Raw genomic sequence first — 16,877 nt, forward strand, 5'->3', positions numbered from 1 at the left:
CTACGACAAGGAAAGGAATGGGGTGGCTGTAGAGCAAATCGCCCCTTGCGCCAATCTGAACCTTTTGGGGGCAAATGATCCTCCCCTACACGGGGAGCGGGACCAACAAAGCTGGTGGAGGGGGCGTGCGGCAAAGCGTGTCCTGTGAGGAAGCCCCCCTCCGTCAGGGCTTCGCCCTGCCACCTCCCCGTGCCGGGGAGGAGGTTACGATCCCTTGCGGCCGATCTTTTCCACCCGCTCGATCACCTGGGTTCGGACGGCGGGGGTGACGAATTTGGCGATATTGCCGCCATACATGGCGATTTCCTTGACCAACCGGCTGGCGATGGGTTGCAGGGCGACATCGGCCATCAGGAAGACGGTTTCGACCCGCGGATTGATCTGCTGGTTCATGCCCGCCATCTGATATTCATATTCGAAATCGGCGACGGCGCGCAGGCCACGGACGATCACCTTCGCCCCCTCGCGCTCGGCAAAGTCCATCAGCAGCGAATCGAAGGCGACGACATGAATCTCGCCCGCGACATCGGCTACCTCGCGCCGCACCATCTCCATCCGTTCCTGAAGGGTGAACATGGGCGATTTGGAGGGATTGGTGGTGACGCCGATCACCAGCCGGTCGACCAGCTTCGCGCCGCGCCGGATGATGTCCATATGACCCAGCGTGACGGGATCGAAGGTGCCGGGATAGACGCCGATCCGGGTCATCGGTCGCGCTCCACCACATAGGAGGCGATGGCACGGAGCAGATCGGCCTCGGGGCCGTAATCGCGTAAGTGCTCGATCGCCTGGGCGACCAGCATCCGGCATTGTTCCCGCGCGCGCGCGACGCCCAGCAGGCTGAGGAAGGTCGCCTTGCCCGCCTCTTCGTCCTTGCGCAGCTTCTTGCCCGCCACGGCCTCGTCACCCTCGGCGTCGAGCAGGTCGTCGGCGATCTGGAAGGCGAGGCCCAGATCATGCGCATAGCCGCGCAGATGCGTCCGGCCCTCCGGCGGCACCCGGCCCAATATCGCGCCCGCCTCGACCGCGGCGCAGATCAGCGCGCCGGTCTTCATCTGCTGAAGCCGGGTGACGGTGGCGAGGTCGAACACCTGTCGTTCCGCCTCCAGGTCCATCTGCTGCCCGCCCGCCATGCCGCTAGGGCCCGAAGCGCGGGCGAGGTCGAGGATCAACTCCGACCGGACGAAGGGATCGGCATGGGTCGAGGGATCGGCCAGAATCTCGAAGGCCAGCGCATGGAGACAGTCGCCCGCCAGGATCGCCGTCGCCTCGTCGAACGCCTTGTGCACGGTCGGCTTGCCGCGCCGCATATCGTCGTCGTCCATCGCGGGCAGATCGTCATGGATCAGCGAATAGACATGGATCGACTCCAGCGCGGTCGCGACCCAGCCCGCCGTGTCGCGATCGACGGCGAACAGATGCGACGTCGCGAAGACGAGTAGCGGGCGCAACCGCTTGCCCCCGCCGATCGCAGCATGGCGCATCGCGGCATAGAGCGAGGCGCGCGGATCGCCCGGATCGGCGAGCAACTGCGCGAAGCGGGCGTCGATGTCCTCGGCGACTTCGGCCAGGGCACCCGACAGGGTGGTGGCGGTCAGCGTCACGCTCAACCCGCCTGGAACGGGCGGGTGCCCGCGGGCTTGCCCTCGGCGTCGAGGCGGATCGCCTCGATCCGGGCCTGTGCCGCGTCCAGCCGCTCGGCGCAGCGCTGGCGCAGACGGTCGCCGCGCTCATAGAGGCGGATCGATTCGTCGAGCGTCGCTTCGCCGCTTTCCAGTCGGCCGACGATCCTCTCCAGTTCCTTGAGGGCGTCCTCGAACGTCAGTTCTTCGATGGGCGTATCCATGACGCCGCTATGGGGCAGGCCCGGCGCACGCGCAAGGATGCTCGCGCCTAGTTTGATCCACTCCCGCGAAACCGGGCCGGTGCCGTCCGGTCCAGCGCCGCCGGATCGCACCTCAGCGCAACCGGTCGACGGTCCAGGTGTAGAGGATCGAGACGCCGAACAGGCCCAGATCGACCGCGGCCTGCACACGGCGCGGCGATCGGTCGGCGATGTCATGGGTGATCAGGCGGATATCGGCGGTGGGGTGGCGATAGGCCAGCGCGATCAGCGCCAGTATCGTCATGGCCATCAAGATCCGCCGTTCGCGCACACGCCCTTCTCCCCTTGCTCCTGTCTAGGGCGGGGCCGGTTGTTGGGCAAGGGGGGCGGTGGATAGCCGTCGCCGGACAGCGGCACGCCCCAACAGGCCCGGTCGCGGCCGCCGTCCTTGGCGGCGAACAACGCCTGATCGGCTTCGCGATAGACGCGGCGCCAATCCTCCTCGCTGGCCATGGGGCCGGTGCACAGGCCCAGGCTGGCGGTCACCTTGGCGCCCATGGGATAGCTGGCGGCGCGCAGGCGGGCGAGCAGAAGCTCGGCATCGGGCGCACGGGCGGCATCGGCGAGAAGGGCGAATTCCTCGCCCCCGATTCGCGCGACCAGCATGTCGGGGCCCAGCGGATCGGCCAGCGACCGGGCGAAGATGCGCAGCACCTCGTCGCCGCCATCATGGCCCAGCGCGTCGTTGATCCGCTTGAAATGGTCGATATCGGCCAGGATCAGCGTCTGCGGCCCGCTCCGCCCGATCGCCTGGTCCAGAAAGGCGCGGCGGTTGAACAGACCGGTCAGCGGGTCGGTATCGGCCAGCCGCCGGGCGACGCGCTCATCGGCGCGGGCCAGATCGCGCTCGCGGCTGAGCAGATAGATTCGATAGGCGACCCCCAGGCTGGCGCAGAGGGCTTCGGCTCCCATGGACAACACCGTCGACTGGTCGATCCACGGGCGCCAGGCGATCAGATGCGCGGCATTGAGCACCCGGAACATCGCCAGGATGATCGGCGTCCCCCATCCGATGGCGAAGGCCCAGAGGAAGTTGCTCCGCCGCCGCCATGCCTGCACCAGCACGGCGATCAGGAACGCCAGCAGGATCGCGAACCCCGCCACGACCAGCGCGTCGAGCGTGCGGATCCACAAGGGCGCCAGCAGCGCGAAGGCAAGATTGGGAACGGCGATCAGGGAGAAGACGACCACCGCCATCCGGTCCAGCCATCCGCGAAACACCTCCCGCTCGAAGAAATAGCGCGCGAAGATCACGATGGTCAGTGCCACGCCGCCCAGCATGATCGCATTCCACCGGTGCCGCTCGTTATTGTCGAGCCAGGGCAACCACTGCCCGATCAGCCCCGACGAACACAGGGCATAGCCGGTGATGAAGAACAGGAGCAGGCAATAGACCGGCTGCAAGGGCTGGCGCAGCGCGGGCCACAGGACGATGTTATAGAGCGCCAGCGCGACGACCATCCCCATGATCGTGCCGTAGAGCAGGCCGAGTTGCCCCTCGACCTCCAGCGCCTCGGCATGATGTTGCAGCCGTGCCCCCCGGACCACGCCGCGCATATTGGCCGCGCCATGCGCTTCCCACAGGATGCGTACCGGTCGTGTGGTCATGCGGGGCAGGGGGACCGCGATCATCGGGCCCAGCAGCAGATAGGGCGATGTCGTCGCGCTGGTAAAGGCGATCCGCCGGACCTGCCCGTCGGCATAGAGGATATGGAGCGTCGTCGCGTCCTGCCAAGTGCTGGCGAAGGCGATGGTCAGCCGCTCGCGCGGATCGCCGGGCAAGGCGGGCAGGGGTTGGGACAAGACCCAGAAGTCGCCCGCGCCATAGGAGGACTGGTCGTCGCGGCAATCGAAGCCCTGCGGTTGGCCGAACATCGCGGCGGCGGTCTGGCCCGGTTCGATCGGGCGGATACAGGTGGCGACGGCCTCTCCCGCCTGCGCATGGGCGGAGGCGAACGGCCAGACGATGGTCCACATCGCCAGCACCAATGCCCAGATTTTAATGCGACCCACGCCGTTCATGGGCCGCCATGTGTCTGCAAAAGCCCAAAAATGTGGTTAAAGTCGAGAATGCTCCCGGTAAAAGGTCAATCCGTTTCGGATGATCCCGCGGATCGGAGAACATGAAAAAGGCCGGGTGTCGCCACCCGGCCTCTTCATCCACGATCCTGTCGAAAGCGGGATCAGCTCGCGTCGACCGAGGCGGGCTTGCCCCCCTTCTTGCGCGGCTTCTTGGGCGCCGCGGGTTCGATCGCGAAGGACAGCGCGCCGTCCTTCATCCGCACCGTCACCTCGCCGCCATGGACCAGCTTGCCGAACAGCAGTTCCTCGGCCAGCGGCTGCTTGATCTTTTCCTGGATCAGGCGGCCCATCGGACGCGCGCCGTACAGGCGGTCATAGCCCTTTTCGGTGAGCCAGCTCTTCGCCGCCTCGTCCAGGCTGATATGGACGTTGCGATCGGCCAGTTGGAGTTCGAGCTGGAGGATGAACTTGTCCACCACCCGCGCGACGACTTCGGGCGGGAGATAGCCGAAGGGCACGATCGCATCCAGGCGGTTGCGGAATTCCGGCGTGAACATCTTCTGCACGGCCTGCTCATCCTCGCCCTCGCGGGTGAGGTTGCCGAAGCCGACCGTCTCGCGCGCCATGTCGGCGGCGCCCGCATTGGTCGTCATGATGATGATCGTGTTGCGGAAATCGACCGTCTTGCCGTGGTGATCGGTCAGCTTCCCATTGTCCATCACCTGCAACAGGATGTTGAACAGGTCGGGATGCGCCTTCTCGATCTCGTCGAGCAGCAGCACCGAATGCGGATTCTGGTCGACCGCATCGGTCAGCAACCCGCCCTGGTCATAGCCGACATAGCCCGGAGGCGCGCCGATCAACCGGCTGACCGAGTGACGCTCCATATATTCGGACATGTCGAACCGCTGGAGCGGAATGCCCAGGATCGTCGCCAACTGGCGCGCCACTTCCGTCTTGCCGACACCGGTGGGGCCGGTGAAGAGGTAGTTGCCGATCGGCTTGTCGGGATCGCGAAGCCCCGCCCGGCTCAGCTTGATCGCCGACGAAAGGTTCTCGATCGCGGCATTCTGGCCGAACACCACGCGCTTGAGGTCGGTCTCCAGCGTTTCCAGTTGCTGGCGGTCGTCGGTCGACACGCTTTTCGGCGGGATGCGGGCCATGGTGGCGATCACGGCCTCGATCTCCTTGGGCGTGATCGTCTTCTTGCGCTTGTTGACCGGCACCAGCATCTGCATCGCGCCCACTTCGTCGATCACGTCGATCGCCTTGTCGGGCAGCTTGCGGTCGTTGATGTAGCGCGCGGACAGTTCCACCGCCGACTTGATCGCGTCGGGGGTGTATTTGACCTGATGGTGCTCCTCGAACGCGGTGCGAAGTCCGGCGAGGATCTTGATCGTATCCTCGATGGTCGGCTCGTTCACGTCGATCTTCTGGAACCGGCGCAGCAGCGCGCGGTCCTTTTCGAAGTGGTTGCGGAACTCCTTATAGGTGGTCGAGCCGATGCAGCGGATCGTGCCGCCCGACAGAGCGGGCTTGAGCAGGTTCGACGCATCCATCGCCCCGCCGCTGGTTGCGCCCGCGCCGATGACGGTGTGGATCTCGTCGATGAAGAGGACCGCGTGGGGCAGCTTCTCCAGTTCGTTGACGACCGCCTTCAGCCGCTCCTCGAAATCGCCGCGATAGCGGGTGCCCGCCAGCAACGCGCCCATGTCGAGCGAGTAGATGACGGCCGGCTTCAACACTTCGGGCACGTCGCCCTCGACGATCTTGCGCGCCAGACCTTCGGCGATGGCGGTCTTGCCGACGCCGGGATCGCCCACATAGAGCGGGTTGTTCTTCGACCGGCGGCACAGGATCTGGACGGTCCGGTCCACTTCGGGCCCGCGCCCGATCAGCGGATCGACCTTGCCCGCCTTGGCCTTTTCATTGAGGTCGACGGTGAACTGCTTGAGCGCGCTCTCGGCCTTGCCCTTCTCGGTCGGCTTGGCGGGCTTTTCCTCCTCGACGCCCTTGGGCGGGGTCGATTCGCTGGTCGCGCCGCCCTTGCCGACGCCGTGGCTGATGAAGCTGACGGCATCCAGGCGGCTCATGTCCTGCTGTTGCAGGAAATAGACGGCATAGGATTCGCGTTCGGAGAACAGCGCGACCAGCACGTTGGCGCCGGTCACTTCGTCACGCCCCGACGACTGGACGTGCAGGATCGCGCGCTGGACCACGCGCTGGAACCCGCTGGTGGGGGAGGGGTCCGTCGCCGCCTCGACCTTCAGCGCGTCGAGTTCGGTGTCGAGATACTGGGCGACCGTTGCCTTCAGCTCGCCCAGGTCGACATGGCATGCTTCCATCACCTTGGAGGCATGGTCGTCGTCGATCAGCGCGAGGAGGAGGTGCTCCAGCGTGGCATATTCGTGGCGCCGCAACGTCGCGGCTTCCAGCGCCTTGTGAAGCGTGGTCTCGAGCGCGGGGGCGAAAGATGGCATCTACGATACTCCTTCCGAGGCGCAGGGGACGGGCGCCTCGTTTCGACCAATGTCGGGATGGCAGGCCCCGGCATCAAGCGGGGGTAGCGCACGACCGCTGAACAAAGCGTGTCGCGCGGCGGCGGGCGACCCGATGGACCGGCAAAAGGCATATGATCGCCCGGCCGATCCGGTACGGGTCACCGCTTGAACAGCGCGTCGGCGCTGGCCCGGTGCAGCGAGGCGCGCGCCATATGGCTTCGCGTTCGCTCGATCTCCCCTTGCAGCACGGCGATCCGCGCTTCCAGCTCGGCGAGCGAGAGCGGATCGAGGTCAGCCTGGACCAGCGTGGTCAGGCTGTCCGGCGTGCGGAGGGGGGAATCATCCGTATCCATCTGGGTATGCAGCGTTGACCCGGTGGCCGACGATGTCAATAACGGTCGCGAAGACGGACGGGCGAAGGGGCGGATCGGTGCGCGCGGATAGCGATGTGATGGGGATCGTGGACATTCCCGAAATGATGACCGCCATCGATCCCGAGGTGGCGGGCGGTCCCGAAGTGCTGGTGCCCTTACAGCGTCCCACCCCCATGCCGGGGGAGGGCGAGGTGCTGATCCGCGTCGCGGCGGCGGGCGTCAACCGGCCCGACGTGATGCAGCGTCAGGGCCTCTATCCGCCGCCGCCGGGCGCGCCGTCGATCCCGGGGCTGGAGATCGCGGGCGAGATCGTCGCGGTCGGTGCGGGCGTCGGGTTCGAGATGCTGGGCCAGCCGGTCTGTGCGCTGATCGGCGGCGGCGGTTATGCCGAATATGCGGTCGCGGTCGCCGAGCACTGCCTGACCGTCCCGCACGGCCTGTCGATGGTGCAGGCGGCGGCGTTGCCGGAAACGCTGTTCACCGTGTGGACCAACGTCTTCGAGCGCGCCTACGCCCGCGACGGCGACGCCCTGCTGGTCCATGGCGGGACGAGCGGCATCGGTACCATGGCGATCGCGCTGGGCAAGCTGTTCGGCCTGACGGTCATCGTCACCGCCGGATCGGACGAGAAATGCGCCGCCGCCGAAAAGCTCGGCGCGGCCAGGGCGATCAACTACAAATCCACCGATTTCGTCGAGGCGGTGAAGAGCTTCACCGACGGGCGCGGCGTCGACATCGTGCTGGACATGGTCGGCGGCGACTATGTCCCGCGCAACCTGCGATGCCTGGCCGAGGAGGGGCGGCACGTCTCGATCGCGGTGCAGCGTGGGGCCAAGGCCGAAATCCCGATTTGGGAGGTGATGCGCCGCCGCCTGATCCTGACCGGCTCGACGCTGCGCGGGCGCGACCGCGAGTTCAAGGCGATGGTCGCCGACGAGATCGCGCGGATCGTCTGGCCGCATGTCGAGGAAGGGCGGCTTCGCCCCGTCATCGACCGCAGCTTCCCGCTGGCCGAGGTGGCCGACGCGCATCGCCGGATGGAGGCGGGCGACCATCTGGGCAAGATCGTCCTGACGCTGGAGCATTGATCCCCCTAAGCCGGGCTTGATCGCGGCGGCAAAGCTTGCGACGAAGGCAAAAGACCAGATCGGCCGTTTTCCGGCATGGATTTCAGCGAGGGTCGGGGGAGATGATGATGATGGCGCAGCGATGGGGGCGAGCGGGGCTCGTCATGATGGCCGTCGCCACATGCGCCGCTCTGCCGCTTCCGGCGCTGGCCCAATCCGCGCGCGATATCCTGACCCAGGCGTCGTTCGGCGATGCGGACGAGGCGAGCGCGCTGCACCGCGTGACCAATGCCTATGCCGCCGCGGGCAATGCGTTGCGGCGGGCACCCGACGACCGGGAGGCTTTGCTGATGCGCGCCACCGCACTCGGCTATCGCGCGAAGCTGACCGGGAACCGCACCGATGCGGTGGCGGCGCGGCGGCAGTTCGAGGCGCTGGTCGCGCAGAACCCCCGCGATGCGGAGGCGCAGGTGGCGCTGGGGGCCTGGCATATCGGCGCGGTGAAGAAGCTCGGCACGATCATGGGGCGCGCCGCATTGGGGGCACAGCGATCATTGGGGCTCTCCGCGCTGGAGCGGGCGGTGGCGCTGGGCGGCGACCGCGCGCTGTTTCCGGGCCTTGCCGCGCTGTTGCGGCTGGAACTCGATCCGCGCGACCCGCGTGGCCGGGCGCTCGCCGAGCAGGCGACCCGCGCCGAGGCGCCCACGGCGCTCGACCGCATCCTGCAACGCGGTGCGGCGCAGGTGCTGGTCCCGCTGCGTGCGGGGGATATGCAGGCGGCGCGCAGGCTCGCCTCGCAACTTCTTCCCTTCGGTCGATTCGATGAGGATTGAGCCCCGGCGCCGGGTCTGATAGGCGTCGCCGCTTAGGCACGCCGGGCCAATCCGGACAGTTTGTGGTGGTGCACCTTGCTCTTGGGTGTGGCTTTCACTAGATTTACCGCCGCTACGGCCGCTCCGATGAGGGGCGGCCCTTTTATTTTCCGACTGGAGTGATCTTCGTGGCCCAGCCGCTCATGCCCCATGCGACCGCTTCCTGGCTGGTCGACAACACGTCGCTCTCGTTCGAGCAGATCGCGGATTTCTGCGGCCTCCACATCCTCGAGGTGCAGGCGATCGCCGACGACACCGCCGCCACCAAACTGACCGGCCGCGATCCCGTCCGTGCGCACGAACTGGCACAGACCGAGATCGAGAAGGCGCAGGCCGATCCCGATTACCGCATGAAGATGATCAAGGGCCCCGAACAGGTCCGCCGGACCAAGGGCCCGCGCTACACGCCGGTCAGCAAGCGGCAGGACAAGCCGGACGGCATCGCCTGGATCATCCGCAACCATCCCGAAATCTCGGACGGCGCGATTTCGAACCTGATCGGCACCACGCGCACGACGATCGCGGCGATCCGCGACCGCAGCCACTGGAACATCGCCAACATCACGCCGAAGGATCCGGTGACCCTGGGCCTGACCACGCAGCGCGAACTGGACTCGGCCGTGGCCAAGGCGGCCAAGTCGACCGGTGGCAATGCCGATGCGCAGCCGACCGACAACCGCCTGGAGGGCGATCGCGAAGCGCTGCTCGCCTCGCTGCGGGCGGAGCGCGAGCAGCAGAGCCGCGACGCCGATACGGTCACGCGCGGTGACGACATCATCGATCCGCATTCGCTGTTCCGTAGCTGACTCGATCGGGCTTCGGTTTGAGGGAGAGGGGCGTCCGCCGACAGGCCGGGCGCCCCTTTCGCATTTCGGGGAACGGCGGCTCTCCTCTCCCGTTGACCTGGGCAGCAAGGAGATCGTCCATGTCCGACACCGACAAGCGCCCACCCCAGCCCTTCGACCGCGACAGCGGCTATTCGGGGCAGGGTTATACCCGAGATGACGAGGATGCGATGGGCCGCGCCGAACCGGCGGGCAGCGTCACCACCGCCGCGCCCGCGACCGGTGAAGGCCATGCGGAGACCAGTCTGCCTGCGGACAATGGCCGGCGCGCCTCGGTCGATCCGAAGACGGGCGAAGTGCATGGCAGCGGGGCAGGGGCCGGTGGCGGCAACCGGGGCGACGAAATCGATGAGGTCGACCCAGCGACTCCGCCGGGCGTCGGGCCCCGACCGGTGAATTGACGGTCCATTCCGTCAACACCTCACCGTCGCCCCAGCACAGGCTGGGGCCTTTATCGAGCGCGCCGGAACGACTGTCAGAGATCCCAGCCTGCGCTGGGATGACGGTTTCAGGCAAGCCATCGCGCGTCAGCGCCCGCCACAAACTGCGGCGTCATCTATCCGACGATGTCATGAAAAGTGGCAGGAGTGCACGGACTCGAACCGTGGGCCCTCGGTTTTGGAGACCGATGCTCTACCAACTGAGCTACACTCCTGCGAGGCGGTCGCCATTAGCCCGAGTGGCCGGGCGGGGCAAGCGTTCCGTGCGAAAAAATCGTACCCGGCTGCGACGGGTATCCGAAGCCCTGTCCAGCCCACGTTGACCCGACACGCCTTCCCGCGTATAGCCCGCCACTGCACGAAGGGGATTTCTCGGGATTCGGGACTTATCCGTCGGGCAAGCTTGAACATTGCTGGATGCGAATAGGGCCGGGCGAAAGCCGCGATGGCCCCTTTTTGTATTCCGAAGTGCTGTGATGGCTCCAGCAAAGTAACCTCATGGAAAGGTGAAGGCTTCAATGCCGACGATCAACCAGCTGGTCCGCAAGGGCCGCGAACTGCAGAAGGCCAAGTCCAAGGTCCCTGCAATGGAGCAGAACCCGCAGAAGCGCGGCGTTTGCACCCGTGTCTACACGACGACCCCGAAGAAGCCGAACTCGGCGCTTCGCAAGGTGGCCAAGGTCCGTCTGACCAACAGCCGCGAAGTCATCTCGTACATTCCGGGCGAAGGCCATAACCTGCAGGAGCACTCGGTGGTGCTCATCCGCGGCGGCCGTGTGCGCGACCTTCCCGGCGTGCGCTACCACGTGCTGCGCGGCGTCCTCGACACGCAGGGCGTGAAGGATCGCAAGCAGTCCCGCTCGAAGTACGGCGCCAAGCGTCCGAAGTAAGCCGGTCGGGCCTGTTTTCAGGCTCCTCGACCATCAAAGGCTGAAGTTTTGTAAGGAAATACGAGAATGGCTCGTCGTCGTCGTCCCGAAAAGCGGGAAATCCTGCCGGACCCTAAGTTCGGAGATGTGGTCCTGTCGAAGTTCATGAATTCGGTCATGCTGGACGGTAAGAAGTCCGTCGCCGAATCCATCGTCTATGGTGCTCTGGAAACCGTCGAAACGCGCGCCAAGCGCGATCCGATCGGCGTGTTCCACGATGCGCTGAACAACATCAAGCCGGGCATCGAAGTCCGTTCGCGCCGCGTCGGCGGTGCGACCTACCAGGTCCCGGTCGAAGTCCGTCCGGAGCGTGCCCAGGCCCTGGCCATCCGTTGGCTGATCGGCGCGTCGCGCGCCCGTTCGGAGAACACGATGGCCGCGCGTCTGTCGGGTGAGCTGATGGATGCCGCCAACAACCGCGGCAATGCGGTCAAGAAGCGCGAAGACACGCACCGCATGGCGGAAGCGAATCGCGCCTTCTCGCACTACCGCTGGTAAGGGTCTTGCGGCGGACCGGATGTATTTCCGCCCCGCCGCAACCTTTTCAGGGTGCGGTGCCGGCGGTCTTCCGCTGGTCACGCAAACAGCCTATATAAGGGGGAGCCGGGCCAACCGGCTCCCCCCTACGCTTGAGGAAGATCGATCATGGCCCGCAGCCATCCGCTCGAGAAGTATCGCAACATCGGCATCATGGCGCACATTGATGCCGGCAAGACGACCACGACCGAGCGCATTCTTTATTATACCGGCAAGTCCTACAAGATCGGCGAAGTGCATGAAGGCACCGCCACCATGGACTGGATGGAGCAGGAGCAGGAGCGCGGCATCACCATCACGTCGGCCGCGACGACCTGTTTCTGGAACGACAACCGCATCAACATCATCGACACCCCCGGGCACGTCGACTTCACCATCGAGGTGGAGCGTTCGCTCCGCGTGCTCGACGGCGCGGTCGCCTGTTTCGACGGCGTGGCGGGCGTTGAGCCGCAGTCGGAAACCGTGTGGCGTCAGGCCGACAAGTACGGCGTGCCGCGCATGTGCTTCGTCAACAAGCTCGACCGCACCGGCGCCGACTTCTATTTCTGCGTGAACTCGATCATCGAGCGCCTGGGTGCGCGTCCGGCGGTCCTGTATCTGCCGATCGGCATCGAGGGCGGCTTCAAGGGTCTGGTCGACCTGGTCGAGAACCGCGCGATCATCTGGCTCGAAGAGTCGCTGGGCGCCAAGTTCGAATATCAGGACATCCCCGATGACCTGAAGGAAAAGGCCGCCAAGTATCGCAGCGACCTGATCGAAATGGCCGTCGAGCAGGACGATGCCGCGATGGAATCGTACCTGGAAGGCAACGAGCCGTCGGTCGAGGAGCTGAAGAAGCTGATCCGCAAGGGCACGCTGGAAATGGCGTTCGTCCCCGTGGTCTGCGGCTCGGCGTTCAAGAACAAGGGCGTGCAGCCCCTGCTCGACGCGGTCATCGACTATCTGCCGTCGCCGCTCGACGTTCCGGCCATCAAGGGCGTGAAGCTCGACGGCGAGACGCCGGACGAGCGTCCTTCGTCGGACAGCGAGCCCTTCTCGGCGCTGGCGTTCAAGATCATGAACGATCCGTTCGTCGGTTCGCTCACCTTCGCGCGCATCTATTCGGGCAAGCTCGAAACGTCGTCGCAGGTCCTGAACTCGGTGAAGGACAAGAAGGAAAAGATCGGCCGTATGCTGCTCATGCATGCGAACAGCCGTGAGGACATCCAGGAAGCCTATGCGGGCGACATCGTCGCTCTCGCGGGCCTCAAGGACACCACGACCGGTGACACGCTCTGCGCGCAGAACGCCCCGATCATCCTGGAGCGGATGGAATTCCCCGAGCCCGTGATCGAGCTGTCGGTGGAGCCGAAGACCAAGGCCGACCAGGAGAAGATGGGCGTCGCGCTCAATCGTCTCGCGCGCGAGGACCCCTCGTTCCGCGTGACCTCGGACGCCGAGTCGGGCCAGACCATCATCAAGGGCATGGGCGAGCTCCATCTCGAGATCCTGGTCGACCGCATGAAGCGCGAGTTCAAGGTCGAGGCGAATGTCGGTGCGCCGCAGGTGGCGTATCGCGAATACCTCAAGAAGCCGGTCGACATCGACTACACGCACAAGAAGCAGTCGGGCGGCACCGGCCAGTTCGGCCGCGTCAAGGTCAAGCTGACCCCCGGCGAGCGTGGTTCGGGCTTCGTCTTCAAGGACGAGATCAAGGGCGGTAACATTCCGAAGGAATATATCCCCGCGATCGAGAAGGGCTTCCGTGAAACCGCGGAAACCGGCTCGCTGGTCGGATTCCCGATCATCGACTTCGAAGTCCTGCTGTATGACGGCGCGTATCACGACGTCGACTCGTCGGCGCTGGCGTTCGAAATCTGTGCCCGCGGCGCGATGCGCGAAGCGGCCCAGAAGTCGGGCATCACGCTGCTCGAGCCGGTCATGAAGGTCGAAGTCGTGACCCCGGAGGACTATCTGGGCGACGTCATCGGCGACATGAACAGCCGTCGTGGCCAGATCCAGGGCACCGACACGCGCGGCAACGCGCAGACGGTCGAGGCGATGGTCCCGCTGGCCAACATGTTCGGCTATGTGAACGCGCTCCGCTCGTTCACCCAGGGCCGTGCGCAATACTCGATGCAGTTCTCGCACTATGACGAAGTGCCGCAGAATGTTGCGGACGAAGTCAAGGCGAAGCTCGCCTAAGGCGTATATCGCGCCCCCGGGGCAACTGGGGGCGCGAACACGCTAGGGGCTGGCAATCACCTGAAACACCCGCTATGGGGCCGCGTTCGCGTGGCCTCGGATGCGGCACCGAATTCGATTCAGAAGGTAGGAAAATGGCAAAGGCAAAATTCGAGCGGAACAAGCCGCACCTCAACATCGGCACCATCGGTCACGTCGACCATGGCAAGACCTCGCTGACCGCCGCAATCACCAAGGTTCTGGCCGAAACGACCGGCGGTACCGCCGTAGACTTCGCGAACATCGACAAGGCTCCGGAAGAGCGTGAGCGCGGCATCACCATCTCGACCGCGCACGTCGAGTATGAGACGACGAACCGCCACTATGCGCACGTCGACTGCCCCGGCCACGCCGACTATGTGAAGAACATGATCACCGGCGCGGCGCAGATGGACGGCGCGATCCTGGTCGTGTCGTCGACCGACGGCCCGATGCCGCAGACCCGCGAGCACATCCTGCTCGCCCGTCAGGTCGGCGTGCCCGCGATGGTCGTGTTCATGAACAAGGTCGATCTGGTCGACGACGAGGAAATCCTCGAGCTGGTCGAACTGGAAATCCGCGAGCTGCTGAGCTCGTACGAATTCCCGGGCGATGACATCCCCGTCATCAAGGGTTCGGCCACCTGCGCCCTGTCGGGTTCGAACGACAAGTTCGGCAAGGAAGCCGTCCTCGAGCTGATGAAGGCCGTCGACGACTACATCCCGCAGCCCGAGCGTCCGCTCGACAAGCCGTTCATGATGCCGATCGAAGACGTGTTCTCGATCTCGGGTCGTGGTACGGTCGTCACCGGCCGCGTCGAGACCGGCATCGTCAAGGTTGGCGAAGAAGTCGAGATCGTCGGCATCAACGACACCCGCAAGACCACCGTCACCGGCGTCGAAATGTTCCGCAAGCTGCTCGATTCGGGTGAAGCCGGCGACAACATCGGTGCGCTGATCCGTGGCGTTGCGCGCGACCAGGTCGAGCGTGGCCAGGTTCTCTGCAAGCCGGGTTCGATCAAGCCGCACACCGACTTCAAGTCGGAAGTGTACGTCCTGTCGAAGGAAGAAGGCGGCCGTCACACCCCGTTCTTCGCGAACTATCGTCCGCAGTTCTACTTCCGCACGACCGACGTCACCGGCACCGTCGAGCTGCCTGAGGGCACCGAGATGGTCATGCCGGGCGACAACGTCGCTCTGGGCGTGAAGCTGATCGCTCCGATCGCCATGGACATCGGTCAGCGCTTCACGATCCGTGAAGGCGGCCGCACCGTCGGCGCCGGCGTCGTCAGCGCGATCGACAAGTAAGTCTCGGGCGAAAGCCTGTTACTGCTTAGGAAAGGGTCGGCCCCGGCGACGGGGTCGGCCTTTTTCGTTGTCTGGACGTCGCCCCAGCGCAGGCTGGGGCCTTCCTCCGCAGGCACGGAGCTTTTGCGGAAGATCCCAGCCTTCGCCGGGATGACGGACCGCACCCCGTTCGCACTGAGCGAAGTCGAAGTGCACGCCCCGCGGGCCGACCAGGACGTGGCCTTCGACTTCGCTCAGGCTGAACGGAGGTTGGGGAGTGGGGCGGGGGCCGCGCATGGTTCCACGCCCTCCAACAAAAACCCTCGATCACCCCCTTGCGGCACCCCCGGCATATGCGTATAGGCACCCGTCTTGAGGGAATCGGCTGGCACCGGAAACACCGGGGTCGGCCGTTTGCTTTTAGTGAGGGCAGGGGTGGTTCGCCGCCGCTGCCGTAACCCAGAGTTTGTTTCGGCCCAAGGTCGCCTTCACGGCGGACGGTCGAGTGCCCGGTCGGAAAGCCGATCGCACTTGTCGCCCGCAGGGAGGAGGCCGGAAAGCCCGCTCTTTCGCATCGGTAGGGATCATGGACAGCAATATCCGCATTCGTCTGAAGGCGTTCGACCATCGCGTGCTCGATCAGGCGACCGGCGACATCGCCGACACCGCGCGCCGCACCGGCGCTCTTATCCGCGGTCCGATCCCGCTTCCGACGCGCATCGAGAAGTTCACGGTCAACCGTGGTCCGCACATCGACAAGAAGTCGCGCGAGCAGTTCGAGGTCCGCACGTACAAGCGGATGCTGGACATCGTGCAGCCGACCCCGCAGACCGTCGATGCGCTGATGAAGCTCGACCTCGCCGCAGGTGTTGATGTCGAGATCAAGCTGGCGTAAGAGGGCCAGCGTTCCCGTGGTCGACGATTCCGTCCCACGGGATTTTGGCGTTTCCCGGTTCTAAAGCAGCCAGGAAGCGCGCCGAGGTCGCTCCCGTGATCCGGCACTCTTAAGGGATACCTCCCGGTGGTTTCGCGCAAGCGAGATGGTGCCGGGGCAGCGTCCCCCGTCTGACCGGTCCGCCGGTCGCCAGCCCGGGACGGGGGCTCGTTTCGCTTTATCCGGGCTGGATATGCCCCCCTTGAATGGTTCTTGGGGGCCTCTGTCGAGGAAGGAACAGGATCATGCGTACCGGCGTGATCGCGAAGAAGCTGGGGATGACCCGCCTGTTCCAGGACGATGGTCGGCACGTGCCGGTCACCGTTCTGGCGCTTGAAGGCGTACAGGTCGTCGCTCGCCGCGAGATGGATCGTGACGGCTACACCGCCGTCCAGCTTGGTGCAGGTGTCGCCAAGACCAAGAATGTCGCCAAGCCGCAGCGTGGCCATTTCGGCAAGGCCGAAGTCGAGCCCAAGCAGGTGCTGGTCGAGTTCCGCGTGAACGAAGACGGCCTGCTGGACGTCGGCGCGGAAATCTCCGCCGACCATTTCGTCCCCGGCCAGTATGTCGATATCCAGGGTCGTACCCAGGGTAAGGGCTTTGCCGGTGCGATGAAGCGCTGGAACTTCGGTGGTCTGCGCGCGACCCACGGCGTCTCGGTCTCGCACCGTTCGCATGGTTCGACCGGTAACCGTCAGGATCCGGGCCGCGTCTTCAAGAACAAGAAGATGGCCGGTCACATGGGCGACAAGAACCGCACGCAGCAGAATCTGGAAATCGTGTCGACCGACGTCGAGCGCGGCCTGATCTTCGTCAAGGGCTCGGTGCCCGGCTCGAAGGGTGGCTGGCTGATCGTCAAGGACGCGGTCAAGGTTTCGCGCCACGCGGACGCCCCGTTCCCCGCCAGCATCAAGGCGGCCGCCAACAACAACGCTTCTGCCGAGCCTGCTCCGGAAGCCACCGAGAGCCAGGAGGGCTAAGTC

General features: G+C 65.4%; 17 protein-coding genes and 1 tRNA gene. 10 read left to right on the forward strand and 8 right to left on the reverse strand.

What is annotated here, in order from left to right; all coding sequences use genetic code 11:
* Positions 1-204: 204 nt before the first annotated feature.
* From coaD to SM191_RS05660, 7 genes are all read right to left on the reverse strand, one after another.
* Entirely contained in the window at positions 205-708 is a 504-nt protein-coding gene (gene coaD / locus SM191_RS05630) for a pantetheine-phosphate adenylyltransferase (RefSeq protein ID WP_307002238.1), read from the reverse strand.
* A complete protein-coding gene (locus tag SM191_RS05635) occupies positions 705-1,598 on the reverse strand; it encodes a polyprenyl synthetase family protein (protein ID WP_445949818.1) in 894 nt (297 codons plus the stop codon). The genes coaD and SM191_RS05635 overlap by 4 nt, the downstream gene beginning before the upstream one ends.
* Before the next feature lie 8 nt (positions 1,599-1,606).
* Complete coding sequence (locus SM191_RS05640) at positions 1,607-1,846, reverse strand: exodeoxyribonuclease VII small subunit (protein ID WP_307002235.1); 240 nt, start codon at positions 1,844-1,846, stop codon at positions 1,607-1,609.
* Between the two features lie 112 nt (positions 1,847-1,958).
* Entirely contained in the window at positions 1,959-2,135 is a 177-nt protein-coding gene (locus SM191_RS05645) for a hypothetical protein (protein ID WP_341505338.1), read from the reverse strand.
* Positions 2,135-3,907 (reverse strand): sensor domain-containing diguanylate cyclase, encoded by a 1,773-nt coding sequence (locus SM191_RS05650; RefSeq protein WP_341505339.1) that lies wholly within the window; start codon positions 3,905-3,907, stop codon positions 2,135-2,137. Before SM191_RS05650 ends, SM191_RS05645 begins: the two co-directional genes overlap by 1 nt.
* A 161-nt stretch (positions 3,908-4,068) precedes the next feature.
* Positions 4,069-6,387 (reverse strand): ATP-dependent Clp protease ATP-binding subunit ClpA, encoded by a 2,319-nt coding sequence (clpA, locus tag SM191_RS05655; RefSeq protein ID WP_341505340.1) that lies wholly within the window; start codon positions 6,385-6,387, stop codon positions 4,069-4,071.
* Between the two features lie 179 nt (positions 6,388-6,566).
* A complete protein-coding gene (locus SM191_RS05660) occupies positions 6,567-6,761 on the reverse strand; it encodes a DUF1192 domain-containing protein (RefSeq protein ID WP_307002228.1) in 195 nt (64 codons plus the stop codon).
* 125 nt (positions 6,762-6,886) lie between these two features.
* Between SM191_RS05660 and SM191_RS05665 the strand changes: the two genes are divergently transcribed.
* The 4 genes from SM191_RS05665 (at position 6,887) to SM191_RS05680 (ending at position 9,967) form a co-directional block, all read left to right on the forward strand.
* Positions 6,887-7,870 (forward strand): NAD(P)H-quinone oxidoreductase, encoded by a 984-nt coding sequence (locus tag SM191_RS05665; protein WP_341505393.1) that lies wholly within the window; start codon positions 6,887-6,889, stop codon positions 7,868-7,870.
* 143 nt (positions 7,871-8,013) lie between these two features.
* A complete protein-coding gene (locus SM191_RS05670) occupies positions 8,014-8,682 on the forward strand; it encodes a hypothetical protein (RefSeq protein ID WP_341505341.1) in 669 nt (222 codons plus the stop codon).
* A 167-nt stretch (positions 8,683-8,849) separates the two neighbouring features.
* On the forward strand, positions 8,850-9,527 hold the full coding sequence (locus SM191_RS05675; RefSeq protein WP_307002224.1) for a DUF1013 domain-containing protein: 678 nt from the start codon (positions 8,850-8,852) through the stop codon (positions 9,525-9,527).
* A gap of 119 nt (positions 9,528-9,646) precedes the next feature.
* Positions 9,647-9,967: a hypothetical protein gene (locus SM191_RS05680; RefSeq protein ID WP_307002222.1), complete on the forward strand. Its 321-nt coding sequence runs from the start codon at positions 9,647-9,649 to the stop codon at positions 9,965-9,967.
* A 178-nt stretch (positions 9,968-10,145) separates the two neighbouring features.
* On the opposite strand, the gene SM191_RS05685 is transcribed toward SM191_RS05680, so the two are convergent.
* Positions 10,146-10,221: transfer RNA gene (locus SM191_RS05685), tRNA-Trp, on the reverse strand.
* 303 nt (positions 10,222-10,524) lie between these two features.
* On the opposite strand from SM191_RS05685, the gene rpsL reads away from it, so the two are divergent.
* The 6 genes from rpsL to rplC all read left to right on the forward strand — a co-directional run bounded on the left by rpsL (position 10,525) and on the right by rplC (position 16,874).
* Positions 10,525-10,896, forward strand: coding sequence for a 30S ribosomal protein S12 (gene rpsL, locus SM191_RS05690; protein WP_007406072.1), 372 nt, complete (start codon positions 10,525-10,527; stop codon positions 10,894-10,896).
* Positions 10,897-10,962: 66 nt separating this feature from the next.
* Positions 10,963-11,433 carry a 30S ribosomal protein S7 gene (rpsG, locus tag SM191_RS05695; RefSeq protein ID WP_230481229.1) on the forward strand — a complete coding sequence of 157 codons (471 nt, stop codon included), beginning with the start codon at positions 10,963-10,965 and terminating at the stop codon, positions 11,431-11,433.
* A 147-nt stretch (positions 11,434-11,580) separates the two neighbouring features.
* Positions 11,581-13,656, forward strand: a complete 2,076-nt coding sequence (gene fusA, locus SM191_RS05700; RefSeq protein ID WP_230481230.1) for an elongation factor G — start codon at positions 11,581-11,583, stop codon at positions 13,654-13,656.
* 134 nt (positions 13,657-13,790) lie between these two features.
* Positions 13,791-14,981: an elongation factor Tu gene (gene tuf, locus SM191_RS05705; RefSeq protein ID WP_230481231.1), complete on the forward strand. Its 1,191-nt coding sequence runs from the start codon at positions 13,791-13,793 to the stop codon at positions 14,979-14,981.
* Between the two features lie 565 nt (positions 14,982-15,546).
* Positions 15,547-15,855, forward strand: coding sequence for a 30S ribosomal protein S10 (gene rpsJ / locus SM191_RS05710; RefSeq protein WP_007406109.1), 309 nt, complete (start codon positions 15,547-15,549; stop codon positions 15,853-15,855).
* 284 nt (positions 15,856-16,139) lie between these two features.
* Positions 16,140-16,874, forward strand: a complete 735-nt coding sequence (gene rplC / locus SM191_RS05715; RefSeq protein WP_056430750.1) for a 50S ribosomal protein L3 — start codon at positions 16,140-16,142, stop codon at positions 16,872-16,874.
* The last annotated feature ends 3 nt before the right edge of the window (positions 16,875-16,877 follow it).

The sequence above is a fragment of the Sphingomonas sp. 2378 genome, assembly GCF_038084995.1.
Lineage (GTDB): Bacteria > Pseudomonadota > Alphaproteobacteria > Sphingomonadales > Sphingomonadaceae > Sphingomonas.

Excerpts from the sequence above, each read along its gene's own strand:
- SM191_RS05665 (WP_341505393.1), top strand. The coding sequence starts at position 6,887 with ATGACCGCCATCGATCCCGAGGTGGCGGGCGGTCCCGAAGTGCTGGTG.
- SM191_RS05650 (WP_341505339.1), bottom strand. The coding sequence starts at position 3,907 with ATGAACGGCGTGGGTCGCATTAAAATCTGGGCATTGGTGCTGGCGATG.
- clpA (WP_341505340.1), bottom strand. The coding sequence starts at position 6,387 with ATGCCATCTTTCGCCCCCGCGCTCGAGACCACGCTTCACAAGGCGCTG.
- tuf (WP_230481231.1), top strand. The coding sequence starts at position 13,791 with ATGGCAAAGGCAAAATTCGAGCGGAACAAGCCGCACCTCAACATCGGC.
- SM191_RS05670 (WP_341505341.1), top strand. The coding sequence starts at position 8,014 with ATGATGGCCGTCGCCACATGCGCCGCTCTGCCGCTTCCGGCGCTGGCC.
- rplC (WP_056430750.1), top strand. The coding sequence starts at position 16,140 with ATGCGTACCGGCGTGATCGCGAAGAAGCTGGGGATGACCCGCCTGTTC.
- SM191_RS05640 (WP_307002235.1), bottom strand. The coding sequence starts at position 1,846 with ATGGATACGCCCATCGAAGAACTGACGTTCGAGGACGCCCTCAAGGAA.
- SM191_RS05680 (WP_307002222.1), top strand. The coding sequence starts at position 9,647 with ATGTCCGACACCGACAAGCGCCCACCCCAGCCCTTCGACCGCGACAGC.
- rpsL (WP_007406072.1), top strand. The coding sequence starts at position 10,525 with ATGCCGACGATCAACCAGCTGGTCCGCAAGGGCCGCGAACTGCAGAAG.
- SM191_RS05660 (WP_307002228.1), bottom strand. The coding sequence starts at position 6,761 with ATGGATACGGATGATTCCCCCCTCCGCACGCCGGACAGCCTGACCACG.
- SM191_RS05645 (WP_341505338.1), bottom strand. The coding sequence starts at position 2,135 with ATGGCCATGACGATACTGGCGCTGATCGCGCTGGCCTATCGCCACCCC.
- fusA (WP_230481230.1), top strand. The coding sequence starts at position 11,581 with ATGGCCCGCAGCCATCCGCTCGAGAAGTATCGCAACATCGGCATCATG.
- rpsJ (WP_007406109.1), top strand. The coding sequence starts at position 15,547 with ATGGACAGCAATATCCGCATTCGTCTGAAGGCGTTCGACCATCGCGTG.
- rpsG (WP_230481229.1), top strand. The coding sequence starts at position 10,963 with ATGGCTCGTCGTCGTCGTCCCGAAAAGCGGGAAATCCTGCCGGACCCT.
- coaD (WP_307002238.1), bottom strand. The coding sequence starts at position 708 with ATGACCCGGATCGGCGTCTATCCCGGCACCTTCGATCCCGTCACGCTG.